Annotated in this window: 27 protein-coding genes; 10 read left to right on the top strand and 17 right to left on the bottom strand. The window is 72.2% G+C overall.

Annotated elements, in window-relative coordinates; genetic code table 11:
* Nucleotides 1–889 precede the first annotated feature (889 nt).
* Entirely contained in the window at nucleotides 890–1,717 is an 828-nt protein-coding gene (locus ABIC30_RS27735) for a LuxR C-terminal-related transcriptional regulator (protein WP_020091193.1), read from the top strand.
* 369 nt (nucleotides 1,718–2,086) lie between these two features.
* Here the strand turns inward: ABIC30_RS27735 and ABIC30_RS27730 are convergent, their stop codons facing one another.
* The gene (locus ABIC30_RS27730) at nucleotides 2,087–3,472 is read right to left on the bottom strand and encodes a UDP-glucose dehydrogenase family protein (RefSeq protein ID WP_020091194.1); all 1,386 of its coding nucleotides are present in this window, start codon (nucleotides 3,470–3,472) and stop codon (nucleotides 2,087–2,089) included.
* 406 nt (nucleotides 3,473–3,878) lie between these two features.
* On the opposite strand from ABIC30_RS27730, the gene ABIC30_RS27725 reads away from it, so the two are divergent.
* The 4 genes from ABIC30_RS27725 to ABIC30_RS27710 all read left to right on the top strand — a co-directional run bounded on the left by ABIC30_RS27725 (nucleotide 3,879) and on the right by ABIC30_RS27710 (nucleotide 5,527).
* Entirely contained in the window at nucleotides 3,879–4,100 is a 222-nt protein-coding gene (locus ABIC30_RS27725; protein ID WP_020091195.1) for a DUF6894 family protein, read from the top strand.
* A 100-nt stretch (nucleotides 4,101–4,200) separates the two neighbouring features.
* Nucleotides 4,201–4,428: a hypothetical protein gene (locus ABIC30_RS27720; RefSeq protein ID WP_020091196.1), complete on the top strand. Its 228-nt coding sequence runs from the start codon at nucleotides 4,201–4,203 to the stop codon at nucleotides 4,426–4,428.
* Between the two features lie 318 nt (nucleotides 4,429–4,746).
* A complete protein-coding gene (locus tag ABIC30_RS27715; protein WP_020091197.1) occupies nucleotides 4,747–5,052 on the top strand; it encodes a hypothetical protein in 306 nt (101 codons plus the stop codon).
* Between the two features lie 172 nt (nucleotides 5,053–5,224).
* Nucleotides 5,225–5,527: a hypothetical protein gene (locus tag ABIC30_RS27710; RefSeq protein WP_234081760.1), complete on the top strand. Its 303-nt coding sequence runs from the start codon at nucleotides 5,225–5,227 to the stop codon at nucleotides 5,525–5,527.
* Between the two features lie 31 nt (nucleotides 5,528–5,558).
* Here the strand turns inward: ABIC30_RS27710 and ABIC30_RS27705 are convergent, their stop codons facing one another.
* The gene (locus ABIC30_RS27705) at nucleotides 5,559–6,584 is read right to left on the bottom strand and encodes a glycosyltransferase family 2 protein (protein WP_020091199.1); all 1,026 of its coding nucleotides are present in this window, start codon (nucleotides 6,582–6,584) and stop codon (nucleotides 5,559–5,561) included.
* A gap of 206 nt (nucleotides 6,585–6,790) precedes the next feature.
* On the opposite strand from ABIC30_RS27705, the gene ABIC30_RS27700 reads away from it, so the two are divergent.
* On the top strand, nucleotides 6,791–7,657 hold the full coding sequence (locus tag ABIC30_RS27700) for a glycoside hydrolase family 16 protein (RefSeq protein WP_020091200.1): 867 nt from the start codon (nucleotides 6,791–6,793) through the stop codon (nucleotides 7,655–7,657).
* Between the two features lie 323 nt (nucleotides 7,658–7,980).
* Here the strand turns inward: ABIC30_RS27700 and ABIC30_RS27695 are convergent, their stop codons facing one another.
* Nucleotides 7,981–8,211, bottom strand: coding sequence for a hypothetical protein (locus tag ABIC30_RS27695; protein ID WP_020091201.1), 231 nt, complete (start codon nucleotides 8,209–8,211; stop codon nucleotides 7,981–7,983).
* 54 nt (nucleotides 8,212–8,265) lie between these two features.
* Nucleotides 8,266–9,003 carry a sugar transferase gene (locus ABIC30_RS27690; protein WP_020091202.1) on the bottom strand — a complete coding sequence of 246 codons (738 nt, stop codon included), beginning with the start codon at nucleotides 9,001–9,003 and terminating at the stop codon, nucleotides 8,266–8,268.
* A gap of 211 nt (nucleotides 9,004–9,214) precedes the next feature.
* Here ABIC30_RS27690 and ABIC30_RS27685 point away from each other — a divergent pair, with 211 nt between their 5' ends.
* Nucleotides 9,215–9,367, top strand: a complete 153-nt coding sequence (locus ABIC30_RS27685) for a hypothetical protein (protein ID WP_020091203.1) — start codon at nucleotides 9,215–9,217, stop codon at nucleotides 9,365–9,367.
* A gap of 174 nt (nucleotides 9,368–9,541) precedes the next feature.
* Nucleotides 9,542–10,618 (top strand): acyltransferase family protein, encoded by a 1,077-nt coding sequence (locus tag ABIC30_RS27680; protein WP_020091204.1) that lies wholly within the window; start codon nucleotides 9,542–9,544, stop codon nucleotides 10,616–10,618.
* A 20-nt stretch (nucleotides 10,619–10,638) separates the two neighbouring features.
* Here ABIC30_RS27680 and ABIC30_RS27675 read toward each other — a convergent pair whose 3' ends face one another.
* Nucleotides 10,639–10,860 (bottom strand): DUF6894 family protein, encoded by a 222-nt coding sequence (locus tag ABIC30_RS27675; protein WP_020091205.1) that lies wholly within the window; start codon nucleotides 10,858–10,860, stop codon nucleotides 10,639–10,641.
* 540 nt (nucleotides 10,861–11,400) lie between these two features.
* Between ABIC30_RS27675 and ABIC30_RS27670 the strand changes: the two genes are divergently transcribed.
* Together ABIC30_RS27670 and ABIC30_RS27665 are read left to right on the top strand one after the other, a co-directional pair.
* Nucleotides 11,401–12,435 (top strand): glycosyltransferase family 2 protein, encoded by a 1,035-nt coding sequence (locus ABIC30_RS27670; protein WP_056524932.1) that lies wholly within the window; start codon nucleotides 11,401–11,403, stop codon nucleotides 12,433–12,435.
* A 4-nt stretch (nucleotides 12,436–12,439) separates the two neighbouring features.
* Complete coding sequence (locus ABIC30_RS27665; RefSeq protein ID WP_091675696.1) at nucleotides 12,440–13,372, top strand: glycosyltransferase family 2 protein; 933 nt, start codon at nucleotides 12,440–12,442, stop codon at nucleotides 13,370–13,372.
* On the opposite strand, the gene ABIC30_RS27660 is transcribed toward ABIC30_RS27665, so the two are convergent.
* The 12 genes from ABIC30_RS27660 to ABIC30_RS27605 all read right to left on the bottom strand — a co-directional run bounded on the left by ABIC30_RS27660 (nucleotide 13,369) and on the right by ABIC30_RS27605 (nucleotide 25,696).
* The gene (locus ABIC30_RS27660; protein ID WP_103984547.1) at nucleotides 13,369–14,190 is read right to left on the bottom strand and encodes a heme ABC transporter ATP-binding protein; all 822 of its coding nucleotides are present in this window, start codon (nucleotides 14,188–14,190) and stop codon (nucleotides 13,369–13,371) included. The genes ABIC30_RS27665 and ABIC30_RS27660 overlap by 4 nt on opposite strands.
* Nucleotides 14,191–14,202: 12 nt before the next feature.
* Nucleotides 14,203–15,246, bottom strand: a complete 1,044-nt coding sequence (locus ABIC30_RS27655; protein WP_103984546.1) for a FecCD family ABC transporter permease — start codon at nucleotides 15,244–15,246, stop codon at nucleotides 14,203–14,205.
* A gap of 24 nt (nucleotides 15,247–15,270) precedes the next feature.
* Nucleotides 15,271–16,149 carry a heme/hemin ABC transporter substrate-binding protein gene (locus ABIC30_RS27650; protein ID WP_103984545.1) on the bottom strand — a complete coding sequence of 293 codons (879 nt, stop codon included), beginning with the start codon at nucleotides 16,147–16,149 and terminating at the stop codon, nucleotides 15,271–15,273.
* A complete protein-coding gene (locus ABIC30_RS27645; RefSeq protein WP_139307663.1) occupies nucleotides 16,146–16,418 on the bottom strand; it encodes a hypothetical protein in 273 nt (90 codons plus the stop codon). The genes ABIC30_RS27650 and ABIC30_RS27645 overlap by 4 nt, the downstream gene beginning before the upstream one ends.
* A 366-nt stretch (nucleotides 16,419–16,784) precedes the next feature.
* A complete protein-coding gene (locus ABIC30_RS27640; protein WP_234081754.1) occupies nucleotides 16,785–17,915 on the bottom strand; it encodes an L-talarate/galactarate dehydratase in 1,131 nt (376 codons plus the stop codon).
* A 198-nt stretch (nucleotides 17,916–18,113) separates the two neighbouring features.
* Nucleotides 18,114–19,922 carry a SpoIIE family protein phosphatase gene (locus ABIC30_RS27635; protein ID WP_234081751.1) on the bottom strand — a complete coding sequence of 603 codons (1,809 nt, stop codon included), beginning with the start codon at nucleotides 19,920–19,922 and terminating at the stop codon, nucleotides 18,114–18,116.
* Nucleotides 19,923–19,976: 54 nt separating this feature from the next.
* A complete protein-coding gene (locus ABIC30_RS27630) occupies nucleotides 19,977–20,822 on the bottom strand; it encodes a GGDEF domain-containing protein (protein ID WP_082557813.1) in 846 nt (281 codons plus the stop codon).
* Nucleotides 20,819–21,208, bottom strand: coding sequence for a DUF1987 domain-containing protein (locus tag ABIC30_RS27625; protein WP_234081749.1), 390 nt, complete (start codon nucleotides 21,206–21,208; stop codon nucleotides 20,819–20,821). Before ABIC30_RS27625 ends, ABIC30_RS27630 begins: the two co-directional genes overlap by 4 nt.
* A 13-nt stretch (nucleotides 21,209–21,221) precedes the next feature.
* Nucleotides 21,222–21,776 carry a SiaB family protein kinase gene (locus ABIC30_RS27620; RefSeq protein WP_020091215.1) on the bottom strand — a complete coding sequence of 185 codons (555 nt, stop codon included), beginning with the start codon at nucleotides 21,774–21,776 and terminating at the stop codon, nucleotides 21,222–21,224.
* Nucleotides 21,777–21,976: 200 nt separating this feature from the next.
* Nucleotides 21,977–23,836: an ABC transporter ATP-binding protein gene (locus ABIC30_RS27615; protein WP_234081747.1), complete on the bottom strand. Its 1,860-nt coding sequence runs from the start codon at nucleotides 23,834–23,836 to the stop codon at nucleotides 21,977–21,979.
* A gap of 2 nt (nucleotides 23,837–23,838) precedes the next feature.
* Nucleotides 23,839–24,771, bottom strand: coding sequence for an ABC transporter permease (locus ABIC30_RS27610; RefSeq protein WP_012321500.1), 933 nt, complete (start codon nucleotides 24,769–24,771; stop codon nucleotides 23,839–23,841).
* Complete coding sequence (locus tag ABIC30_RS27605; RefSeq protein WP_234081744.1) at nucleotides 24,737–25,696, bottom strand: ABC transporter permease; 960 nt, start codon at nucleotides 25,694–25,696, stop codon at nucleotides 24,737–24,739. The genes ABIC30_RS27610 and ABIC30_RS27605 overlap by 35 nt, the downstream gene beginning before the upstream one ends.
* Nucleotides 25,697–25,709: the final 13 nt, after the last annotated feature.

The following is a 25,709-nucleotide window of genomic DNA, read 5'->3' as shown; positions in this document are numbered from 1 at the left end:
GGCGGCGGCCCGGCCGCGCCGCCCCGGGCCCCCGGCCCCGCGGGGCCCGGGGCGGGGCGCGGCGGGGCCGGGGCCGCCCCGGGGGGGGCGGGGGCCCCCCCCCCCCCCCCCCCCCCCCCCCCCCCCCCCCCCCACGGCTCTAGTCCTTTGTCTCGACGCGCTCTCTCACGCCGAACCGGTATCCACTTCGGCGGAGAGCGCTCTCGATCGCCGCCGCGGCGATTCCGGATCCCGGCAGGGATCCGCCAGTGATTCGCCCGTCGCGTCGGACGGCGCGCGGGGCGGCCTCTCCTCCCGCGGAGCGTGCCGTTTGGTACAGCGCCGCACCGATGAAATCAGTACTCGGACCCCAACAGGGTAAACAACCGAGTACGCATGTTGCCTTTTAGCCTCAGTCAGGTACAGCGGGCCCTCATCCCTCGAATACTCCCGTCACGAATACCTACATCGCACCGAGATCATTGAATTGCCCTCGAAGTCCCACCGATACGACCACGCAACAAGTAGTTCCGAATAAGACAAAGTTTCGATATTCTTAAAACCGACATCTGAGCGACTACATTCGAAAAGATCTTGAATCGGACCACCACAGACGGCGAATGATCTTGCGAATGCATCTCTCCACCAGCACCGTCGTGCGCAATCAAACAAATCACTATGTACGTACGTAGTGCGCGATGATTGTATTTAGCCCTGCAATTTAAGGGTTAAGATTCAAATAGGGTATTTACAGACGATTTTACGAAAGCTAGCATTGTATCCGTGGTCATCGGCAATCGCCCCAAGGCGACCGGCGCCACCGCGTATCTCAGTGTCACGCCGTCGGCGAGCGCATTGGGTATCCCGTCATCGCTGACATTCGGCTTCCTTCGAAAGGAGGTAATTTTCTATGGCCAGTCTTGGTACTCGAGACGCGCTCACCCTCGTTGAGCGGGACACGGCCGAAAGCCGCCGCGGCTTTTCGGGTGCACATGCCGGTGACAACCCGGTCGTCGTCGAGCAACGGGACCAGTCCCGGGGCCGCGCCAGCCGCATCGTCATCATCGATCGACGCCAGCTCGTCGGCCGATGCCTCGCCGCCTCGCTCAGCGAGGCCGACCGGCAGACGTCGTTCGAAGTCTTCGCGGACATCGAATCGTGGAAGCGGCAGACGCCGTTCGTCGCCGCGAGCGTGGTCGTGCTCTGCCGGCCCGACGGCAACCTGACCGAGACCGAATGGACCGAGATCACGCGGGAACTGGCGTTCCTGCAGGGCGAGGCCGGCGCTCCGCCGGTGGCCGTCATCTCGGACGGCGAGAACCTCGACCAGATCGTGCGGATCATCAAGCTCGGCGTCAAAGGCTACATCCCGACGACGACCTCCGTGGACATCGCCCTGCAGGCGCTCCAGCTCGTGCAGGCCGGCGGCGTCTACATCCCGGCCGAATGCCTCCTCCCCCTGCTGGCCAACATCAAGGTGGACGAGCCGGTCGAGGCCGGGGACGACGACATCTTCTCGCCGCGGCAGCTCTGCGTGGCGCGGGCGCTCCGGAAGGGGACGCCGAACAAGATCATCGCGTACGAACTCAACATGTGCGAGAGCACCGTGAAGGTTCACGTCCGCAACATCATGAAGAAGCTCAAGGCCAAGAACCGGACCGAGGTCGCCTACCTGACCAACAAGTACTTCCTCCGGGAAGATTCCAGCCTGGCGAGCGTGAAGGCTCCGGCGGCCTGATCGCTCGGGCGCCGGCCCCGCCGCGGCGGGGCCGCCCTGGCAGAAATTCGGTCCGGCGCGGCCGGACGGAGCTTCGGGGTCTCCTCGTGGATCGCCTGCCCGGGCGGCCCGCGAGGGGACCCGTTTCGCGTCCGACCGTCCCGCCAAGCGGTCGGCGGATCGGCGCGGCGCCACCGGCCCGGTCCCGACGCCGCGGATCGGCCTCCCCGTCCTCTCGCCCCGCGCGCCGGCGCGGTCACCGCGGCCGGAGCGGCCGCGCGCCGGGTCGCTCGTACGGGTGATCGTCCAGCGGATCGGCGGGGCTCCCGTCCGCCGCCCTCACCGGCGCCGGGCGACGACGGGCCCGCGTTCCGCGGGCCCGGCCCCGCCTCACGCGGTCCCGGCGACGGCGTCGGCGGGGGGCAGAGCCGGCGGGATCTCGGACTCGTCGCCGGGCTGGTCACCGGGTTCGTCAGGGCGGCCCACGCTGCTGTAGGCGAAGCCGTGCGCCCGGACGTCGGCGGCCCGGTAGACGTTGCGGAGATCCACGAGGACCGGTCGCTGCATCGCCGCCCGCAGCCGGTCGAGGTCGAGGGCCCGGAACGCGTCCCACTCGGTGACGAGGACCAGCGCGTCGGCGCCCTCGGCACAGTGGTAGGCATCCTCCGCGAAGGCGACGCCGGGCAGGAGCGGGCGCGCCTGCTCCATGCCCTCGGGATCGTAGGCGCGGATTACGGCGCCGGCGTCCTGCAGACCCGCCACGATCGCCAGCGCGGGCGCGTCGCGCATGTCGTCGGTGTTCGGCTTGAAGGTCAGGCCCAGCAGCGCCACCGTCCGGCCGCGCACCGACCCGCCGCAGGCCTTGATCACCTTGCGCGCCATCGCGCGCTTGCGCTGGTCGTTGACCGCCACCACCGTCTCGACCAGCCGCAGCGGGGTGCCCGCATCCTGCGCGGTCTTGACTAGGGCCAGCGTGTCCTTGGGGAAGCACGAGCCGCCGTAGCCCGGCCCGGCATGCAGGAACTTCGACCCAATCCGGTTGTCCAGGCCGATGCCGCGCGCCACCGCCTGCACGTCCGCGCCCACCGCCTCGCACAGATCCGCCACCTCGTTGATGAACGTGATCTTCGCCGCGAGGAACGCGTTCGCCGCGTACTTGGTCAGCTCGGCCGTCCGGCGGCTCATCGCGACGATCGGCGCGGCGTTGAGGTAGAGCGGGCGGTAGATCTGCTCCATGACCGCCACGGCCCGCGGCTCGTCGGTGCCGACGACGATGCGGTCGGGGCGCTTGAAGTCGGCGATGGCCGCGCCCTCGCGCAGGAACTCGGGGTTCGAGACGACCGCGAACTGCGCCTCGGGGTTGGTCTCGCGGATGATGCGCTCGACCTCGTCGCCGGTGCCCACCGGCACGGTCGACTTGGTCACCACCACCGTGAAGCCGCGCAGCGCGCGCGCGATGCTGCGGGCGGCCGCGTAGACGTAGCTCAGGTCGGCGAAGCCGTCGCCGCGGCGGGAGGGCGTGCCCACCGCGATGAAGACCGCGTCAGCCTGACCGACCGCCGTCTCCAGGTCGGTGATGAAGGACAGGCGGTCCTGGCGGACGTTCTCGGCGACCAGGGCCTCGAGGCCCGGCTCGTAGATCGGCATCCGGCCGGCATTCAGCGCGTCGATCCGGCCGCGATTGCTGTCGACGCACACGACCGTGTGGCCGAAATCCGCAAAGCACGCGCCAGAGACCAGACCGACATAGCCCGACCCGACCATCGTGATGTTCATGGAATCCTCGCCGCGATCGCACCGACGCTCGGGTCTACGGCGGCCCGACAGGGCCACCAACATCATATCTTAGGCGTACGCGGCTCTGCCGATCGGGCGTAGCGGCGACGATTCGGCCCGACCGGCCCGACCCCGCCGCGGCCCGTCCCGAACCGGCAGCCGGGCCGCCCCGAACCGCGCCTTACATCGCCATCTGGCCATGGCGGCGGCCGGGCGGCTACGCCATTCGGCTGATCCGGCGGCGCCGGTCGACGATCGCGCGAACATTTTCCCGGCGCATCACCCGAATTGTCAAAGACAGGCTGCTTTTTCCCGACCGCTTTGTCCGGGAGCGCGAACGGCTAAGATGCTAACACCGGTCTATAGAACTGAACTCCCCGAAGAGTTCCGGCGGAGGAGAACCCTGTTGGCGGCGCGTTTCTACTTCGAGATCGCAAATGCCGAGGAGACGATCCACGACCACGTGGGGGTCGAGGCCGCTGGCCTCGAGGAAGCCCTGATCGAGGCGCGTAGCGTGATCGCCGAGATGGCCGACGAGATTACGGGAAACGGCCGGGAGCCGCCCTGGACCCTCCTCGTGCGCAACGAGGAGGGCTGGCTGGTCGGCCGCCTGCCCATCCGGAAGTGACGGCCCGCGCCGCTCGGACGGCGCGGGGGTGCGGCCATTAAGATATCGTTAACGGATCGTCCGGAGGATCGGCTGAGCCCTCGAACCGTGGCCATCCGGAATGCCCCTCTCCCAGAACGTCCCGCACGCCGCCCGCCAGGCGGACGCGATGGCTGCCCAGATGGCGCTGGCCGCCCACGCGCTGCGGATGCGCGGCGATGTCGGGACCGCCGAGTCGCTCCTCGCGATGGCGCGACACAACCGGATCCTCGCGCTCAAGCTGCGGATCGCGCAGGATCTGGCGCCGGGCCAAGACCGCGCCGAGCGCCGGGCCACCGCCGGCCGTTAACGCCGCGCGCGATCGGCCCGGGACGGTCACGGAGCCCGCGCCGCACGCGACGGGATGCGTCTCACCAACCCGAGCCCGGCTTACCCGGACCGGCCTGCCGGCGGTCCGTTGATCACTGTGGCGAGGATTGCTGGCAGGCGCGGCGCCCGCGCGCGTCGTGTCGGCGCTCCGACCGGGCACCGACCGCCCCGCCGAGGACCGGCCCACGGTCGACGGGAATCAATGCAGAATCCACATCACCGATCATCGGCGCGGTTGGCGCCGAATAAAGTCCGTGATAGTGTAAATAACTAACATCCGACAGGAAATTCAGTCGTCGTGTCGCCCCCGGACGCCGGACATTCTGAGGTCAGCACGACCCTGGCGCTGGACATGGTGGGGCGCGCCTACCTGGCCCTGGCGCTCCTCTACGAGACGGCCCATCCGGGAGAGTTCGTCGACGTCCAGCAGAAGATCCGCGCGTTCGTCGAGGACAATTTCCGCATCATCCAGGAGACGAGCCGCGACGAGAGCCTGACAACCGGTACAGTTGACGGCGCCCTTCACCTTGTGAACAGCGTTTTGGTCGAGGTCGAGACCAAGATCGCCACAATGATCCGGCCGACGCGGCAGCTCCGTGGCTAGACGAGACCTTGAATTGCCCCCCGCTATTCAGCGACTGTTGCAGTCGAGCCATGGCGCGCGGATAAACGGCCCCGCGCCATAGGGGATCGAAGATTGCAATGGCTCCCGACGTCGACAGTCTTAAGTGGGCATGTTACCCGGCGGACGGGGCAGCAATAAATTATCAAGCACGATGATGGGCAACGATGATTGCGATCGGGGGGCGCGCAGCGCGGATGTCGCGCTCGAGGTTCTCGTCCGAGCCTATCACGCTCTCGCGGTCGTCTACGAGTTGTCCAGTCCCGGTGCCTACACGGCGCTCCACGGCAAGATGATGCCCTACCTGCTGGACGGCTTCCGTCACGGCACGGCGCCGGACGCCGTCGATCCGGACCTGGACGCGACGGTCTCGACGGCCCTGGAGCGGGTCCGCAGCGCGCTGGACGAGGTCCGGTCCGACGTGGCGGCCGTGCGGGCGCGCAGGGAGGAGCGCTGACGCGCCGCTGTCGGCCCGGCCCGGCGCCGGCTCAGCGCGCCGGCTCGAGGCGGCGCTCCGGTCCGAGGAGCAGGCGCGGACCGGTCTCCCGCTCCGGCACGGACGCGGGCACGAGGCGCGCGAGCTTGTCCGCCAGGGTCACCGACAGGATGTGGCGCCACGCCAGGGGCGTGCCGAGCAGCTCCCGCAGGGCCGCCGCGTAGCCCTGGGCGCGCCGCCGGTCGAGGACGCGCCGGTGCTGCCAGCGCCGCGCCGTGGCGGCGCGGTGGGCCCGGAGGGCCACCCGCGCCTCCGGGGCGAGACCCGGCCGGCCCAGCATGGCGTCGTCGAAGGCCAGCATCGCCCCGAGGTCGTCCGTCCGGTGCTGCGCGCTCAGCGAGTTCGACCGCTCGACCGCGACGTAGCCGCAGGGCGCGGTCACGGCGAACACCGCCCCGGCCGCCAGCGCCTCGACGTAGAGGGCGTAATCCTCCCCGAGCCGCAGGCGCGCGTCGTAGCGCAGCCCCTGCCGGTCCAGGAAACCCCGCCGCATGATCGGCTTCAGGAAGCCGAGCTCGCGCCGGCTCGCGCCGGGACGGGGGATGTTGCCGGTCACGAAGGCCGCGAGGGTGAGCCGCTGCGGCCGCCCCGGTCCGGTGACGAGGCCGGCGGCGGAGGCCGCCTCGCGGCCGCGGACCATGACGATGTCGTCGGCGATCAGATCCCAGGTCCGGGGCGCGGAGAGGAGCCGGCCGAGCCGGCCCTCGAGGAAGTAGTCGTCGGCGTCGAGGATGCAGAGCAGCGGGGCGCGGGCGGCCGCGATGGCGCGGTTCCGGGCCTCGGCGGGTCCGACATTCTCGGTGAGCCGGATAATCCGCAGGCGGCCGGTACCGTCGTCGGCCGCCGCGGCGGCCGCGCCGGTCGGGTCCGCGGAGGCGTCGTCCACGACGATGACCTCGGCGACCTCCGGCTGCCGGAGCGCCGAGGCGACGGCGGTCGCGATCGTGTCCGCGGCGTCCCGGGCCGCGATGATGACGCAGACCTCCGGGACGGGGGACGAGGCCTCTAAGCTGCGCACCGGACGACTCCGCGACTCTCCGGCCGGTCCGCACCGCGGCCGGTCCGCCGGCACGGTAGGGCGATCCCGGCGCGGCGCGCGAGATCGTCCGAAAGGAGTGGGCCGGCCCCGGGCCGGATCGTCCGAATGATCCCCGGCCGGAGCCGCCCCCGCCGCTACGATGCGCGCCGCCGCGATCCTGCGGCGACTGGTTTGAGGACGTGCGCATGACGATCTGGTCCGGCCCGGGCCGCCGCCTCTGCGTGGCGGCGACGCTTCTCCTGCAGGCCTATCCCGCGAGCGCGGGCGAGACCGCCGCGCCGCCGGCCGCGGCCCAGGCCGCCTCTCCCGCCTCTCCCGCCGCGGCCCAGGCTGCCCAGGGCGGCGCATCCTTCGTGGAGCTGTTCAGCACCCTGAACGAACGCCGCTGGTACGTCTCGGACGGCTGGGTCAACGGCGACTGGCAGGGCTGCACGTGGTCGAAGCACCGCGCCCGGATCGCGACGCCCGGCGAACTCTCGCTGTCCCTGACGGACATCACCTACAAGGAGCGCCCCTTCAGCTGCGCCGAGATCCAGACCCGCGAGCGCTACGGCTACGGCACCTACGAGGTCCGGATGCGGGCGGGCACCGGGTCCGGCATGGTCTCGGCGTTCTTCACCTATAACGGCCCCGACAACGGCGACCGGCGGACGAACGACGAGATCGATTTCGAGTGGCTCGGCAAGGACACGAGCAAGGTCCAGCTCAACTACTTCGTCGGCGGCGTCGGCGAGCACGTCAGCCTCGACGCCCTCGGCTTCGACGCCGCGACCACCACCGCGGACTACGCCTTCGAGTGGCTGCCCGACCGCCTGCGCTGGTACGTCAACGGACGCCTGCTGCGCGAGGTCGTCGGCACGCCCGACCGGCCGCTTCCCTCCCATCCGAGCAAGATCATGCTCAGCGTCTGGTCGGGACAGGGCCCGGACTTCGCGTCGTGGCTCGGACCGACGGAGTATTCGGGACAGCCGGTCACCGCGCTGTTCGAGCGGGTCGCGTTCACCCGGATGGGCGATCCGTGCGGCTTCAAGGAATCGATCGTCTGCCGCTAGCCGCACCGTCGGGCGGACGCCGCACCGGCGACCGCCCCGGGCATCGGACCACACATGACACCGCACCGGACTCCGGACACCGGAACCGGGCTCCGGACACCGGAACCGACACCGGGCCGGACTAAATCTTAACGTCTCCGCGGCAGGCTGGGCCCTCGAACGCGCCCGGAGCCACGCGATGCATTGGTCGAGCCTCGTCATCGCCGCGTACGCCGCCGGCTTCGTGGAGTTCTGGCGGCTCTGCCTTCAGGCGCCGGCCGCCGAGGAGGATCCGGCCTGACGTGTCCGGTTCGCCGCGCCGGGCCGCACCGGGCCCGGACGGCTCACCGCTCGTTGGCGATGGGCCGCAGCAGGGCGCCGAGCAGGAAGGCCAGTTGCCCGCAGACCAGCAGCGCCGTCCCGCGCCGCAGGCACGCGCCGGCGCTCAGGTTGTAGACGAGGAGGCCGTAGCCGACCTCGGCCGCGACGATCGGGACGAAGACCAGCAGCCGCCAGACGGAGCCGAAGCGGCCCAGCATCACGCCCAGCAGGGCGTTGAGCATCATGCCCTTCATCGGCGCGCTCCGCGGCGGGCGCGGCGGGCGCGGCGCGGCCGCCCGGTCATGGCCCTAGCGGCTGCCGCGCTGGCTCAGCACGGCCGGAACCGTCTTGAGCAGGATGGCGAGGTCGCGGCGGAGGCTCCACTGGCTGGCATAGGCGCAATCGAGGGCGACGCGCTCGGCGTAGCCCGTGTCGCTGCGCCCGGAGACCTGCCAGAGGCCGGTCAGGCCCGGCGGAACGGAGAAGCAGGCGGTGAAGTCGGCGCCGTAGCGCACGACCTCGGCCTGGACGATCGGCCGCGGCCCCACGAGGCTCATCTCGCCGCGCAGCACGTTCCAGAGCTGCGGCAGCTCGTCGAGGGACGTCTTGCGCAGGACATGGCCCAGCGCCGTGACGCGGGGATCGTGGGTGAGCTTGAAGGACGCCTCCCACTCCGCCCGAGCATCGGGATTCTCGGCGAAATGCCGCGCCAGCACCGCGTCGCCGTCCGCGACCATGGACCGGAACTTCAGGCATCCGAAGGGGCGCCCGTGCCGGCCGAGGCGCTTGTGTCGGAAGATCGGCGACCGGCCGTCGCTGCCCCAGATCAGCAGGGCGATGAACAGCAGCAGGGGCAGAAGCAGGAAGAGCGCCGTCAGCGCGATCGTCGCGTCGAGGACGCGCTTCATCGCCCAGCTCGCCCGGAGGCCGGGGCCGGCCTGCCGCGGGGCCGGCAATGTCTTGACCAACGCCTCGTTCAGCGTCTCGACCATATCCTGCGGCGTCGACGACTCGATCGGCGTCGGGGTCCCAGCCGGGCGCAACATGTCGGCTCCTTGACTCGGGGTGAGACGGGATCGGAACTTGCGGAGCGACGTGCGCAGCCGGCCGGTTCGGCCAGCCTCGCCGCAGCCGGCTTCGGCGGCGCTCGGCCGGTCCGAAGGGGCGTCGATCGCAGGCGGAACCCTTGCGACAACACTGGGCCCACGACCGGTTCGGCAACAAGACGGCCGCCGATCCATCAATGGAGGTAAGGCGTTGCTGGTCGTGCTGGTGTTCGCTGCACTGATTGGAGGAGCGATCGGTTTCGCGGTTGTTCTACCGAAGGGGTTCCTGCTCGCGCTGCTGGCCGCCCAGGCCGGGGCGGCCGTCGCCGTCGGCCTCGTCGTCCTGCTCATCCGCCGCCGCTGACGGCCCTACCGGGCGGCGGGACCGCTTTCGGGGAGGTCCCGTCCGCCGATCGAGGTAAGGGCCCCCGCGCGGGGGCCGGTCTAAACCGGGCTGCCCGGCCCTCCCGGCCGGACCCGGCCGCGCGGGCGCGTTCTGCCCCGGCGCGGCGCGGTCGATCACCGGACAGGACGCGCCGTGGCCCCTTCAGAGCGCCGCATCAACGGGTTCGACGGCCTGCGGGCCCTGGCGTTCCTGATGGTCTTCGTCAGCCACAAGGCGCCGAGCCCGAGGACCGAGGCCCTCGGCACGGCCGGCGTGTGGCTGTTCTTCGTCCTGAGCGGCTTCCTGATCGTCCGGATCCTCGCCGCGGCCCGCACGGCCGTGGAGGCGGGCGCGTCGACCCCGCTCGGCAGCCTCGGGCTGTTCTACCGGAATCGCGTCGCCCGGATCGTGCCGGTCTACTACGTCTTCCTGTTCGTGCTCTACACGGTCCGGACCGGCGACCCGGCCAGTCTCGGCAACGACGCGTTCAAGCTCGCGACGTGGTTCTACGTCACCAACATCTACATCGAGCTGAACGGCTGGGGCACCGAGCTCGGCCATCTCTGGAGCCTCGCGGTCGAGCAGCAATTCTACCTGCTGTTCGCGCCGGCGGCCCTGTTCCTGCCGCGGCGCCACCTCGGCACGCTGTGCTGGCTCCTGGTCGGGATCAGCGTCCTGGCGCACGGTGCCCTGTGGCGGGCGGGCGCTGCGCCGCGGTGCTTCGACGTCGACACCCTGGCCAATGTCGGACTGATCGCGCTGGGCGGCCTCGCCGGCCTGCGCACCCGGCCGCTCCCGGCCTGGCTCGCCCGCGACGCCGCCCTGGCCGGCGTGCTGGCCCTGTTCGTGGCCCTGCCGCTCCTGATCGCGCCGACCGGCTGGTGGCTCGTTCTCGGCCGCCTCAGCGGCGTCCTGGCGGCGCTGCTGCTGCTGCAGGTGGTCGAGGCGCGAGAGGGCCGCGCGGTCGCCCTCCTGGAGATCCCGTGGCTGCGCCGGATCGGCGTGATCAGCTACGCCGCCTACCTGTTCCACGTGCCGCTCCACGCGGAGCGGGTGCTGGCCCTCGTCGGCCTCGACGTCGCCGGACCGCGCTCGGTCTCCATGGCGCTCGACCTGATGCTGACGCTGCTGCTGGCCGAACTGTCGTGGCGGCTCCTGGAGCGGCCCGCACGCCGGCTGCTGCGGGCCCCGCGCCGGCGGGTCGGCGCCTCCGCGCTGGTCGGCCCGTAATCCGCTCGCGCGTCCCCGGCTCAGCCCTTGATCGGCACCCGGCCGACCTCCGCGCCGGTGGCGTCGCGCACGACGAGCGTCCACGCGCCGGCCGGTCCCGCGACCTCCAGTTCACCCGCCATTTCGTCGATCACGCTGCGGGCCTCCGCGAGCGCCTCGGCCAAGTCCGCGGCTTCCACGCCCTGCGCGTCGCGGATCGTCTCCTCGCCGTTCTCGATGTCGAAATAGAAGCGACTGGGCACTCATCTCCTCCCTGATTTCCGCCCTCGGGAGGGCCCTCGGATACTACCTACGTAGTTCGCCCACGTCCGACAATGCTCAGTAGGAGACATAAACCTTAACAAACATCAAAACTGTTTTCGTTGGTTGCGTTGCAATAATGTCGAGATTCCAGCCAAATAATCCATTATAGGTATCGCCGATCACCCTTGCGGCCGCTTCGGCGATGGCGGCGCGCGGTGACGGGCCTCAGGGGCGTTCGACATGGCAGCCTCCGGCGATTCGAGCCTCAAAAAAGATTCTCCTGCCTCGGCGGAGAGAAAACAAAAATTGCGCGCCCACGTCCGGACGATTTTGGCGAAGGGCCTCAGCGTCCGGAATTCCCGCCCCGCGGGCGACACAGCCCCCGACACGCACTGACCTGTTCCGGCCGTCGGGGCCATCCCCCGCAATGGGAGGGGATGGCGGCCGCCCTACGCCCTTTGAGCGTCGTGCGCGCCGATCGCTTCCGGCCAAAGTCGGGGGCGGTCTCGGAGGCCGCGCCCGGCGGCCCAGGAAGCGCGATGGCGGATCAACTCTTGTCCGATGCTCGGGGCACCTTCGTGGACGTCTCCTTCATCATGGCCGCGCACGACGCGGCGCCCTGGATCGAGACGGCCATCCGTTCCGCCCTCGCCCAGACCGGCGTCGCCGTGGAGGTGGTGGCGGTCGATGACGGCTCGCGGGACGGGACCGCCTCCGTGCTGGCGCGCCTGGCGGAAGCCGATCCGCGGGTTCGCGTCATTCCTCTCGCCGATGCCGGACCGGGCACGCCCCGGGGCCCGTCGAGCGCCCGGAACGCGGCGCTGAACGCCGCCCGGGGCCGGTGGATCGCGATCCTCGACGCCGACGACCTGATCCTGCCCGACCGCACCCGAACCCTGCTCGATCTCGCGCTCGCGGCGGATGCCGACATCGTCGCCGACAACCCGATCCCGTTCACCGACATGTTCGACCCGCAGGGGCCGGGCATGCTGGAGGGGGGCCGGGAGCCGTACCTGTTCGAGATCGACCTCGCCAAGTACATCGCCAGCAACCAGCTGCTCAGCCGGGTGACCAAGCTCGGCTACCTCAAGCCCATGATGCGCGCCGAGATTCTGCGCCGGCACGGCATCCGGTACGACGAGGGCGTCCGGATCGGGGAAGATTTCCTGCTGTGCCTGGAAGCCCTCGCGGCGGGGGCGCGGTTCGTGGTCACCACCTACGCGGGCTACGGCTACCGGCGCGGGCCCACCTCCCTGTCGCACCGGCTGCGCCAGGCCGACATCGCGCGCCTCGACGCGGCCTTCGCGGCCCGGGCCGAGCACGGCCGCCTCGCCGAGGCGCGGTCGCGCTCCGCCGAGATCCGCCACGGCAGCCGCGCCTACCGCGACGGCCTCGCGGTGACGCGGCTGATCGCCCAGGTCATCGAGGCGGCCCAGGCCGGCCGCTGGCGCGCGGGCGCGACCCTGGCGCTCCGGCATCCCCGGATCTGGCGGTTCCTGGCCGCGACGCTGCTGGCGGCGGCGGGCAAGCGCCTGCGGCCGCGGCCGCACGCCCACCCGATCGGACAGAGGTAAGACGATGCGCCTGTGCATCTGCATCTGCACCTGCGAGCGGCCCGTGGGGCTGGCGCGCCTGCTCAAGGCCCTGGACCAGCAGCGGCTCGGCAGCCTCGCAGAGACCGCCCTGCGCATCCTGATCATCGACAACGGGCGCAGCCGCGCCGCCGTCCCGGTGGTGGAGGCCTACCGGGCGACCGGCCGCTTCCCCGTCACCTACGCCCGGGAGGAGACCCGCGGCCTCGCCGCGGTCCGCAACCGCAGCCTCGCTGAGGCCTCCGCGGCCGGCGCGGACTGGGTCGCTCTGATCGACGACGACGAGTTTCCCGACCGCGACTGGCTCCACAACCTGCTCGAGACCGCCCTCGCCGCGGGCGTCGCGGCCTGCGTCGGGCCGGTCGTGCCGTTCTTCGACCGGGTTCCGCCCGCCTGGGCGGCCGCCGGGGGCTTCTTCGCCAAGCGCCTGCCGGTCCGCGACGGCTACGTGGAGGACGGCTACACCGCCAACGCGCTCCTGGACCTGCGGGTGATCCGGGCGCTGGGCCTGTCCTTCGACATGCGCTTCAACACGATGGGCGGCGAGGACACGTTCTTCTTCCGGGCCCTGATGCTCGCCGGGCACCGGATCGCCTGGGCCGAGACGGCCGTGGTCTACGACAGCATCCCGACGCACCGGATGCGGGTGCGCTGGCTGCTGGCGCGCTGGTACCGCAGCGGCAGCGTCGAGGCCTATCTCGGCCGGCTCCGCCCGGAAACGGTGGGCGGCCGGCTCGCCAACGCGGGCCGCGGCTTCGTGCGCCTCGGCGGCGGCCTTCTGCGGCTCGGGATCGCCGGCCTGTCCCTCAGGCCGGCGACCCTGATCGGCGGCGGCTACACGCTGTGCCGGGGAGCCGGCCTGCTCGCGGCCGTGATCGGCCTGAGCTACCGGGAATACCACCCGTCGCGCTATCGCTAGCCGCGCCGACCGGGCGCGCCCCGGTGCGGTAGCAGGAAGGGCTGACCGCCCGGCGGCACCCGCCCGACCGGCCAGCGGACGCCGAAGACCCCGGCGATGAGGTCGTCGGTCAGGACCTCGGCCGGCCGCCCGCTGGCGACCAGCCGGCCCCCGTCCAGCACCAGCAGCCGGTCGGCGTAGGCGGCCGCGAGGTTGAGGTCGTGGAGGATCGCCACCACGGCGACGCCGGTCGCCGCCAGCCCGGCGGCGGCGTCGAGCAGCGCGCCCTGGTGCCGGAGGTCGAGGCTCGCGGTCGGCTCGTCGAGGAACAGCACCTGCCGGTCCGCCACCGTGCGGCCGGCCTCCAGCTGGCAGAGCACGCGGGCGAACTGCACCCGCGCCTGCTCCCCGCCCGAGAGGGTCGGGTAGGCCCGGTCGGCGAGATGCGCCACGTCGGCCCGCGCGAGGGCCCGGGCCAGGATCGCCGCCCGGTCGCGGGCCCCGAGGCCCCGGCCGATGCCGTCGAGGCCGATCCGGGCGACCTCGGCCGCCGCGAACGGGAAGGCGAGGCGCGCCGCCTGCGGCAGCACCGCCCGCGTCGCGGCGAGGCGCCAGGGCGGGATCGTCGCCACGGGCGCACCGTCATAGGCGACGCTGCCCCGGGTCGGGCCCATGGCGCCGCTGAGCAGGCGGACGAGGGTCGACTTGCCGGCCCCGTTGGGGCCGACGATCACCTGCAGGGTGCCGCCCGCCACCGCCAGGGAGACGTCGCGCACGAGGTCGCGCCCCGCCACCGTGACGGTCAGGTCGCGGGCCGTGAGCAGGGCCGGATCAGACATTGTCAGACATCGTCAGACATCGTCCGGTCGCACCCGGCCGAGAAGCAGCCACAGGAAGACCGGCGCGCCGACCAGCGCTGTGACGATCCCGATCGGCAGCTCGGCGGGCGCGGCGACGCGGCGCGCCACCACGTCGGCGAGGACCAGGAAGGCGCCGCCGAGGAGTGCCGAGGCCGGCAGCAGCAGCCGGTGCCCCGGGCCGATCAGCAGCCGCAGGGCGTGCGGCACCACGAGGCCGACGAAGCCGATCACCCCCGCCGCCGCCACGCTGGCGCCCACCGCGACCGCCACCAGCACGATGCAGGCGCGCTTCAGCCGCTCCACCGGGACGCCGAGATGGAACGCCTCGGCCTCGCCGAGGACGAGGGCGTTCAGGCCGCGGCCGAGGAGCGGGACCGCGGCCAGCACCGGCAGGATCAGCGGCGCCGAGGCCGCGACCTTGGACCAGGTGGCCCCGCCGAGGCTGCCCAGGGACCAGAAGGCGAGATCGCGCAGTTGCCGGTCGTCGCTGACGAAGGTCAGCAGGCCGGTCAGCGCGCCGCTCAGCGCCCCCAGCGCGATCCCCGCGAGCAGCATCGTCGCCACCGCGGTGCGCCCGGACCGGGTGGCGAGGGCGTAGAGGATGAGGGTCGCGCACAGGCCGCCGAGGAAGGCTCCGGCCGGCAGCGCGGCGTAGGGCAGCGGCCCGGGAAGCCCCAGCCCGGCGAGGATCCGGTCGCCCAGGACGATGATCACCGCGGCCGCGAGCCCCGCCCCCGACGAGACCCCGACCAGCGCCGGATCGGCCAGGGGGTTGCGGAACAGCCCCTGCATCAGCGCCCCCGAGACCGCCAGCCCGGCCCCGACCAGCAGCCCGAGCAGGGTGCGGGGCAGGCGGATCGAGAGGATCACAAGCCCGTCGCGGGCGCGGGCCGGATCGCTCCCCTCCCCGATCAGGACCGCGAAGACCCGGTCCGGCGGGATGGGGATCGCCCCGAGGCTCACCGAGAGCAGGGCGGCGGCGAGCACCAGGGCCGCCAGGACACCCAGCACCCAGGGCGCCGCGCGGCGGCTCACGCGCCCCGCCCGCCGCCGCGCGGCTCAGTCACGCGGCAGGTCCGGGTAGAGCGCCCGCATCAGGTCGGTGGCGGCCTCGGGCGTGCGCGGCCCGAACCCGAGGAGGTAGAGGCCGTCCATGGCCACCAGCCGCCCCCGCGCCGCCGCCGGCGTCTGGCCGAGGGCCGTGCCGGGGGAGAAGATGCTCTCGGGCTTCGGCGGCTCGGGCCCGTTCTGCATCATCACCACCGCGTCGGGGGCGGCGGCCACGATGGCCTCGTCGGTCATCGGCTTGAAGCCTTCCAGGCCCGCGGCCGCGTTGCCGATGCCCGCCAGGGCCAGGATGCCGTCCGCCGAGGAGCCGGTGCCGCCGACGACGGTCCGGCCGCCCTGGACCGACAGGACGACGAGGGCCCGGGCCGCCCGGGCGATCCGGGCGCGCCGGGTCGCGAGGTCGGCGAAGCGCGCGCGGACCTCGGTCTCGAGCGCCTCGGCCTCGCGCTCCAGGCCGGCGAGGCGCCCGACCGTCTCGATCTTGTCCAGCACGCCCTCGGGATTCGGCGGCTCCGTCACCGTCTCGACGCGCAGCCCGGCCTCGCGCAGCTGCGCCAGGACGGCCGGCGGCCCGGCCCCCTCGGCGGCGATGATCAGGTCGGGCTGCTGCGCCAGAAGGCCCTCGGCCGAGAGCGCCCGCAGGTAGCCGACACTCGGCTTCTCGCGCAGCGCCTCGGGCGGGTAGAGGCTGGTCGTGTCGACCGCGACGATCCGGCCGCCGGCGCCGAGGCGGTAGAGGATCTCGGTGACGGCCCCGCCCAGGGCGGCGATGCGGGCGGCCGCCTGCGCGGCGGCGGCGCGCGGGACGAGCGCCCCGGCCGCCGCGGCGGCCAGGAGCGCGCGGCGCGACAGATGGCCGGGAGGACTCATCGGGTCAGCATCGGCGCGGCGCCGGCGGTCAGCCGCAGGCGACAGGCGTGATCGCCGTGGCGGTTGACGATCTTGCCCGCCGCCTCGGAACGCGCGACCGGCCGCGTCGCGCCGGGCCCCGCGCGCGTGCCGCCCGGGACGCGGCGATGACCTTCTCCTTCGACACACGACATGGACCGGTCACTCCAGATCTGTTCTTTGTAAATTTTCAAATGAGAGGATCGCGACGACAGAAACGCAGCGTATCGGCAATCGATCGCGGACGCCACCCCGCGACAAGGTCACGGTTTTACTTCGCTGACCGCCTTGAAAAAGCGGCCTATGTCATTTTCCAGGTCAGGATATCGTCGCGCGCGCACCGGCGGCCGATTCCGGGCGGCGGACACTGGTACAGGCGGCTCCGGTCCACGGCCCCGGTGGGCCGCCCGACGGCGTGGTCGGGACGGAACGGGCCTTCGCTGTGCCCGCTCGGGCGGAGCGCGGCACGACGAGGTCCGACCCTCGTCCTGAGGTGACGCGTCGCGGCCCCGGCGGAGAGCTCCTTCGAGGCGGCCGCCGCGCGGCCGCACCGCGGGATGGGGGGAGGATCGGACGATCCGGGTCGGCCGGCCTCGGAGCGTCCCCTCCCCGTGCGCTCAGCCGAGGCTGCCGAACCCGGCGGTCTCGCGCGTCCAGGCCAGCGCCTGCTCGCTCAGGGAGAGGCCGAGGCCCGGCCGGGTCGGCACGCGCATGCGGCCGTCCTCCAGCTCCAGCCGCTCGTTGAACAGCGGCTCCAGCCACTCGAAATGCTCGACCCAGGGCTCCCGCTGCAGCGCGGCGGCGAGGTGGATGTGCAGCTCCATCGAGAAGTGCGGCGCGATCGTCAGCCCGGCGAACTCGGCGAGCGCCGCCACCTTGAGGAAGGGCGTGATGCCGCCGACCCGCGGCGCGTCGGGCATCAGGAAGTCGGCGCCGCCCTGGCGGATGAAGTCCCAGTGCTCGGCGACGCTCGTCAGCATCTCGCCGGTGGCGACCGGCGTGTCGAGGGCGGCGGCCAGGGCCGCGTGCCCGGCGGCATCCAGGCAGTCGAGGGGCTCCTCGATCCAGATCAGGTTGAAGCGCTCGAAGGTCCGGCCCATCCGCATCGCGGTCGGCCGGTCCCATTGCTGGTTGGCGTCGACCATGAGCGGGAAGGCGTCGCCCAGATGCTCGCGCACCCGCGAGACCCGGCGGATATCCTCGGCCCAGTCCGGCTGGCCGACCTTCAGCTTGACGCCGCCGATGCCCTTCGCCCGGGCGTGGTCGGTGTTGACGAGCAGCTCCTCCAGCGGCGTGTGCAGGAAGCCGCCCGAGGTGTTGTAGCAGCGCACCGAGTCGCGCTGCGCCCCGAGGAGCTTGGCGAGCGACAGGCCGGCCCGCCGCGCCTTGAGATCCCACAGGGCCACGTCGAAGGCACCGATCGCCTGGACGGCGAGGCCGCTGCGGCCGGCCGAGGCGCCGGCCCAGGCGAGCGTGTCCCAGGCCTTGGCGATGTCGCTCGGATCCACCCCGAGCAGCGCCGGAGCGATCTCGCGAGCATGGGCGAACTGGCCCGGCCCGCCGGCGCGCTTGGAATAGCTGATTCCGAGGCCGCGATGGCCCTCCCGGCTCTCGACCTCGCAGAACAGGATCGCGATCTCGGTCATCGGCTTCTGGCGGCCGGTGAGCACCTTGGCGTCGCTGATCGGGGTCCTCAGCGGCAGGGCGACAGACCGCAGGCGGATCCCGGTGACGGCGTCCTCAGCCATGGCTTCCTCCCAGTCTTGTCCGCGCGGGCGCGCGGGAAGCCCCGGAGGCGGTTCTTGGCGGTGCCTCTCGGCGGCGACCGCGACGGCTCTCCCGGGGCCGGGCCCAGGAGTGCCGCAGGCCGGACGGCCTGTCCAACGTCATTGTTGGATTGATCGATGCGCACCTGGCATCGATGGCCCCGAGGGGTACGGCCGGTCTCAGCCGGCGGCGGTCGCCGGAGGAAGCCGGAACGCCACCAGGGTCATGTCGTCCCGCCGGGCCTCGGTCCCGCGATAGGCGTCGAGATCGGCCTCGAGGGCCACGGTCTGGGCGGCGAGGGGCAGGTCGGCGTGGCGCAGGAGGCTGTCGGCCACGCCGCGCCGGCCGAGGAGCCGCGGCGCCCGGTCGGGCGCCGCGCGGCCCATCTGGTCGGTGATGCCGTCCGTCATCAGGTAGAAGGTGGCGCCCGCCACCGGAACGGCGATGTCCGCGACGACGTCCTCCGGCTGCCCGTCACGGGCGGGGCGCGGGTAGCCGAGCCCCCGGCGGCCGCCGCGGACGCGCTCGGCCACGCCGTCCCGGACCACCGTGAGCGACAGGCCGGCGCCGGCGAAGTGCAGCGTCCCGGCCGCGCGGTCCCAGACGCACAGGCCGCAATCGAGCCCGTCATCCGATTCGGCGCCGCGGCCGTCCTGGCGGAGCTGCGTGCGGACCATCGCGTCGAGCCCGGCCAGGATCGCCGCCGGCGCGCGCAGGCCGCGCTCGTGCAGCAGCCGGTCGAGGGCGGTCGCGACGATCAGGGTCAGGAACGCGCCGGGCACGCCGTGGCCGGTGCAGTCGGCCACCGCGATCACGCAGAGGCCGTCGATCTCCTCCAGCCAGAAATAGTCGCCGCCGACGACGTGGAGCGGCTCCCACAGCACCGCGACCTCGACCCCCGCGCCCGCCAGGGCGTTGCGGTCCGGCAGCACCGAATCCTGGATGCGCCGCGCGTAGCCGATGCTCTCGACCACCTGGCGGTTGGCGCGCTCCAGCCTGTCGTGGGCCTGCTCCAGCTCGACGAGGAGCTGCTTGGCGGCGTCGCCGCTCCGCAGGCCCTCGACCATGCGGTTGAAGGCCTGGCTGATGACGTCGATCTCGTTGCTCGGCCGGTAGGCGCCCCCGAGCTCCACGGTCGTCCAGCGCTTGTGCTCGATCTCCCGCATGGCGAGCAGCAGCCGCATCAGCGGCGCCATGACGTGGCGGCGCACGGTGGCGTGCAGGGTGACCACGAAGGCGATCATCAGCCCGACGCTGGCGCCGAGGGCGAGCATCACCTGCCACGCCGCGTTGTCCCGCAGCGCCTTCGTGGAGACCGTGACGGTCAGGCTGCCCGCCGGGCCGGCGCGGCCGGGCACCGACAGGTCGGCCTGGGCCGAGAGGGTGGACCAGCCCCGCGCGGGGGGCGCCGCGCCCGCCGTCCCGACGACGTGGCCCGCGGCGTCGCGCAGGACGGCGTGGGCGAAATCGGGCTCGGCGGCCAGGGCCTTGAGCGGGCCGTCGTAGGCGTCCGGGTCGCGCGCCCAGTCGGGCCGCGCGATCGCCGCGGCGGTGAGCCGGGCGAGGAGATGCGCCCGGTCGCCGTACAGCCGGAGCTGGTCGGTGTAGGTCACCCAGGCGATCCCGAGCTGGGTCAGCAGCAGGAGGGCACCGATCACCGGGTAGATGCGCAGGAACAGGGTGTGGGACAGGCTGTCGAGGTCGCGGCCTCGGGCCGCCCCGCGCAGGGCGCCGGGCTTCATCAGCTCGTCCGCGGGCGCGCCCGCGGCCAGCACGTCGGCGAAGCCGCGCTTCGACAGGGGATCGCCCCGGCGGATCGGGCCGGCCCCGCGCAGGCCGCCCGCGCGCCCGGCGCCGCCGGCGGCCGGGACCGGATCGATGTCGGCGAAGCCGAGCCGCGCCAGGGCATCCCCGGTCCGCAGCGGTCGTGCGCCGCGGATCCCCCCGGCGGGACGCGGGCTGTCCAGGGCCGTGTCAGGTCCGCTCACGCGACGTCACTCCGTGTCACAGCGGTTCCGCTCCGAGGCCGGGCGCGCGGCGCCTCAGGTCAGGGACGCGCCTGGTTCGGCCGCGCAGCGCACGCAGTCGCGGCCGGCATGCTTGGCGGCGTAGAGCGCCGCGTCGGCCCGCCGGAGCGTCGCCGACATCGACTCGCTCGGGCCGAACGCCGCGAGGCCGATGCTCACCGAGATCGGCAGCGGGCCGTGCTCCAGGCGCACCGGCCGCTGCGCCACCGCGCGGCGGAGCGCCTCGGCGATGACTTGCGCCTCGGCCATCACGGTGCCGGTGACGAGGATGGCGAATTCCTCACCACCCATGCGGCCGATCACGTCGACCGCGCGCAGGCTGTCGCGGCAGGTCTCGACGAAGGCCTTGAGGACCGTGTCGCCCGCGCTGTGGCCGTAGCGGTCGTTGATCAGCTTGAAGCGGTCAAGGTCGAGCATCAGCACGCTGGAGGGCGTGTCGCCCGACTGGGTCCGGGCCCAGACCTCCTCGCAGATCTGCAGGAAGCGGCGGCGCGACAGGGCGTCGGTGAGGTGGTCGGTGTCGGCGAGGCGGCGGAGTTCGGCCTCGAGGCGCGCACGGTGCTCGATCTCCGCCGAGAGGGCGTCGTTGAGGTGTCGCAGGGCGCGCTGCTGCTCGGCCATCCGCTGGTTGGCCCGGTGCAGGTCGAGCTGCATCCGGTCGCTCAGCCGCACCAGCCGGCGCTGCTCGTGGTAGCTGCGCCGGTAGGCGCCGGCGAGCTCCCGCACCCCGTCGCCGACCTCGGCGAGGCGGGCCAGCATCACCTCGGACCGGCCGAGAACGGCCTCCTCGGTGTCGAACAGGCTGAAGGCGTCCGCCGGCTCGGACAGGAGATCGTGGGCCGGCGCCCGGTGCGGGCTCACGCGGGGACGCTCGCGATCATCTCGAACCGGGCATGCGCGAAGTCGGCCGCGAAATCCTCGCCGGCCTCCTGGATCACGTCGTCGTCGGTGCCGAACATCCAGCGGATCGTCACCGGGCGCCCCTCGGCGGCGGCGTCCTCCAGGGGCATGAACAGGTTCATCAGCGCCTTGGCGCTCGACGAGTTGAAGTAGGCGAGCGCGACGTCGAAGGTGATCGGGCTCGCCTCGGTCGCCGCGAGGTGGCCGCGCAGGGCCTGCAGCAGCGGGCCGAAGAACGCGGCGGCGTCCTCCGGGTAGGATTCGCCGCGCAGGACGAGCCGCCCCGACGCGAAGTCGAAATCGACCTCGGGCGAGCGCTCGGTCCGGGGCAGCGTGATGCGGTCCATGTCCGTGCGATCCTCAGATGAAGGCTTTGAGGCAGAACAGGCTGCGCTCCGCGCCCAGATCCTGGAAGTCGTACTCGACCGGGGCGCTCGACCGGCGGGCGATCTCGATCAGTCCGATGCTGCCGCCAAGGCTGCCCTCGTCCGGCGGCTGGCGCAGCTTCTCGCGGTAGACCTTCCTGAGCTCGTCGCTCGACAGGGTGGCGATCTCGTCGAGCCGCTCGCGCAGCCGCGGCACTTCGGTCCTGCCGACCTCGTTGCCGCAGACCACGAAGAACCGCCCCTCCTCGGTGCCGACGGCGATCATGCCGGCGCTGACCCGGGCGGGGCCCGGCGGCTCGGCGGGCGCGACCTTGTCGGCCGAGTAGCGGATCACGTTCTGGGCCTGCTCGACGAAGATCGAGAAGACGCGCTTGGCGACCGCGGCGTCGGTCTCCTCGTGCCGCATGCGCAGCTTCAGCACTTCCCCGAGCGAGAACAGGATGTTCTCCGAGAGATCTCCGCCGAACGACAGGATCACGCCGCTGCGCTTCGACGCCTCGTGGAAGGATCGGAAATCGCTCGCTCGCAAGGAAGCCTCTCGACCGCTTCATCGCGGCAACACACCGCGTGTGTAGGGCCGACATTAATGCAGAAATAATCAAAGGTTTCTTACCGGTACTGATCGCTTTCTGAGCAACATTGCTCGTATTGCGAGCAGTGCCGCAAGCTTTACGCTGGATCCTGTCGCGGACCGCGCGGCATCGCGCGCGAGGGTCCGGGCCGCCGGCTTCAGGCGGCCGCGCCCTGGCGGGCGCCCGCGTCCCACTCGGTGCCCCAGTCCTGCACGACGTGGCCGGGCGCGACCTCCCGGTAGAGGCGCTCCGGCGGCACGTAGTCGGGGGTCCGGATCGGGCTGCGGATCTCGTCGTCCGGCAGCGCGTGCCGCTCGCCCCGCCGGGCCGGATCCGGCACGGGCACCGCGGCGAGCAGCTTCTTCGTGTAGGGGTGCCGCGGATCGCCGAAGATCGCGGCCCGGGGGCCGATCTCCACGATCTCGCCGAGATACATCACCGCCACCCGGTGGCTGACCCGCTCGACCACCGCCATGTCGTGCGAGATGAACAGGTAGGCGAGGCCGAGCTCCGCCTGCAGGTCGAGCATCAGGTTCACGACCTGCGCCTTCACCGAGACGTCGAGCGCCGAGACCGCCTCGTCGGCGACGATCAGGCGGGGGTTCAGGGCGAGCGCGCGGGCGATGCAGATGCGCTGGCGCTGGCCGCCGGAGAACTCGTGCGGGAAGCGCGCGGCGGTCTCGGGCGGAAGCCCGACCCGGGCGAGCAGGTCCTCCGCCCGCCGCCGGGCCTCGCGGGGCGCGGCGAGGCGGTTGATCAGCAGCGGCTCCGCCACCGCCGCACCGACGCTCTGGCGCGGGTCGAGGCTGGCGAACGGGTCCTGGAAGATCATCTGCATGCGCTGGCGGCGGGCGCGGAGGGTCTTGGGATCGAAGCCCGTGATGTCCTCGCCGTCGAGGAGGACCGAGCCCGAGAGCGGCTCGACGAGGCGCAGGATCGAGCGCCCGGTGGTGGACTTGCCGCAGCCGGATTCCCCGACGAGTGCCAGGGTCTCGCCGGCCGCGAGACTGAACGAGACCCGCTCCACCGCGTGGACGCGGCCGGTCACGCGGCCGAGCAGCCCGGAGCGGATGTCGAACCGGGTGGTCAGGTCGCGCACCTCCAGCACCGGGCGCTCGGCGGCCCTGACGGTGTCGGGCGTCTCGGGCGTCGGTGCCGCGAGGCCGGTGGCCCGGTCGACCACCGGGAAGCGCATCGGGCGCGCCCGGCCCGCCATGGTCCCGAGGCGCGGGACCGCGGCCAGCAGCGCCCGCGTATAAGGCTCGGTGGGTTCGGAAAAAATCCGCGCGGTCGGGCCGGCCTCCACGGCGCGGCCCCGGTACATCACCACGGTGCGGTCGGCGATCTCGGCGACCACGCCCATGTCGTGGGTGATGAACAGGACCGACATGCCCTCCTCGTCCTGCAGGCTCTTGATGAGGTCGAGGATCTGGGCCTGGATCGTGACGTCGAGCGCCGTGGTCGGCTCGTCGGCAATGAGGAGCTTCGGCCGGCAGGCGAGCGCCATGGCGATCATCACCCGCTGGCGCATGCCGCCGGAGAAGCGGTGCGGGTACTCGTGCAGGCGCGACCGGGCGGCCGGGATCCGGACCTTGTCGAGGAGCCGGAGCGCCTCCGCCTCGGCGGCGGACCGCGACAGGCCCCGGTGCCGGATCAGCGCCTCGGCGATCTGGAAGCCGATGGTCAGGACCGGGTTCAGGGAGGTCATCGGCTCCTGGAAGATCATGGCGATGGAATCGCCGCGCACCCGCCGCATCTCGGCCTCGGGGGCGGCGAGCAGCTCGCGGCCCTCGAAGCGCACGCGCCCGCCGATACGGCTCGCGTCCCGCGGCAGGAGGCGCAGGATCGAGAGGGCGCTGACGCTCTTGCCGGAGCCGGATTCGCCGACGAGGGCCACGGTCTCGCGCGGGCCCACGTCGAACGAGACGCCGTGCACGACTTCGCGCCAGCGCCCGTCCGAGCGGAAGGAGACGGTGAGGTCTGAGACCGAGAGGATCGGGTCCACTGGATCCGTCATCGCTAGAGAACCCGTCGCGGGTCGAGGGCGTCGCGCAGGCCGTCGCCGATGAAGTTGATCGACAGCACCGTCAGGAAGATCGCGCCCCCTGGGAACAGCGCCCAGTGCGGCGCGACGTCGAGATGGTCCTTGGCGTCGAACAGGAGCCGCCCCCAGGTCGGGATGTCGGGCGGGAAGCCGAGCCCCAGGAAGGACAGCGTCGATTCCGCGATGATCGCGGACGAGACCTCGATCGAGGCCGCCACGATCACCGGCCCCAGCGCGTTCGGCAGGATGTGGCGGCGCACGAGGTGCCCGGTCGTCGCCCCCTGCGAGCGGGCCGCCTCCACGAACTCCTTCTCGCGCAGGGACAGGAACTGCGCCCGCACCAGTCGGGCCACCGGCATCCAGCGCAGGCCCCCGATCACCGCGACGATCATCAGGAACACGCCGCCCTGGCTGCCGAACACGGCCTTCAGGCTGTCGCGGAACAGGTAGATCACGAGGAGCAGCAGCGGCAGCTGCGGCAGCGACAGGAACAGGTCGGTCAGCCACATCAGCACCGGGTCGAGGAACCGGCGCGACATGCCGGCGAGCGCGCCGACCAGCACGCCGATCAGGCTCGCTACCGCCATGGCGGCGAAGCCGACCGCGAGCGAGATCCGCCCGCCGTAGATCATCCGGGCCAGCAGGTCCTGGCCGAGATCGTCGGTGCCGAACGGGTGGTCCCAGGACGGGCCCTGGAGCTGGGCCGCGAAGTCGATGTCGTCGATGGCGACCGGCCAGAGCAGACCGCCGAACACCACGCCGGCGACGAGGAGCGCGAGCACGCCGACGCTGGCGAGCGCCAGCCGGTGCCGCCGGAAGCGCCGCCACGTCTCCCGCCCCGGCGAGGCCGGTGCGCGGGCGACGGGCACCGCCTCATCGGAGGGCGATGCGAGGGTCGAGCCAGCCATAGAGCAGGTCCGCGACGAGGTTGAACAGGATGACGAGGCCGGCGAACACGAAGGTCACCGCCATCACCACCGGCGTGTCGTTGGACAGCATGGCGTCGATCAGCAGCGAGCCGATGCCGGGGATCCGGAAGATCTGCTCGGTGACGATGGCGCCGCCGAACACCGCCGGGATCTGGAGGGCGACGAGCGTCACCACCGGGATCAGGGCGTTGCGGGCGATGTGCCGGCGGGTCACCGTGCCCTCGGTCAGGCCCTTGGCCCGGGCCGTGGTGACGTAGTCGAGCCGGGCGACGTCCAGCGCCGAGGCGCGCACGTAGCGTGTGTAGGAGGCGGCCTGGAAGAAGCCCAGCACCGCCACCGGCATGATCGCCTGCCGGACATTCGCCCAGACCCAGGGCAGGCCGGAGCCCGGCAGGTCGGCCTGGTAGACGAAGGGCAGCCAGCCGAGCTTGATCGAGAACAGCAGGATGAACAGCAGGCCGGTGAAGAAGGTCGGCAGCGAGAAGCCCACGAAGGCCAGCGTGTTGGCGACCTGGTCGGCGAGCGAGTAGGGCCGGCGCGCGGCGTAGAGGCCCACCGGCACGGCGATCAGCAGCGCCAGCACCTGGGAGGAGCCGACCACGAACAGGGTCGTGGGCAGCCGCTGCAGGATCAGCGTGTCGACGTTCACCCGGCTGGCGAAGGAGAAGCCCCAGTCGCCCTGCAGCATGGCGGTGAGCCAGTGCAGGTAGCGGGTGGGGATCGGGTCATCGAGGCCGAACTTGACGCGGAGCGCCGCCCGCACCTCCGGGGGCACGTTCGGGTTGCTGGCGAGCTCGCCGAACGGGTCGCCCGGCGCGAGCGCCAGGACGGTGAACAGGATCAGGCTGATGCCGAGCAGGCTCGGGATCGCGATCAGGAGCCGTCGCAGGATGTAGGCGCCCATGGCGCGGCGCTCC

Source organism: Methylobacterium sp. 1030 (genome assembly GCF_040544715.1).
Taxonomy (GTDB): domain Bacteria; phylum Pseudomonadota; class Alphaproteobacteria; order Rhizobiales; family Beijerinckiaceae; genus Methylobacterium.
Note: the sequence above shows the minus strand (reverse complement) of the source record. Positions and strands in the feature narration are given on the sequence as shown.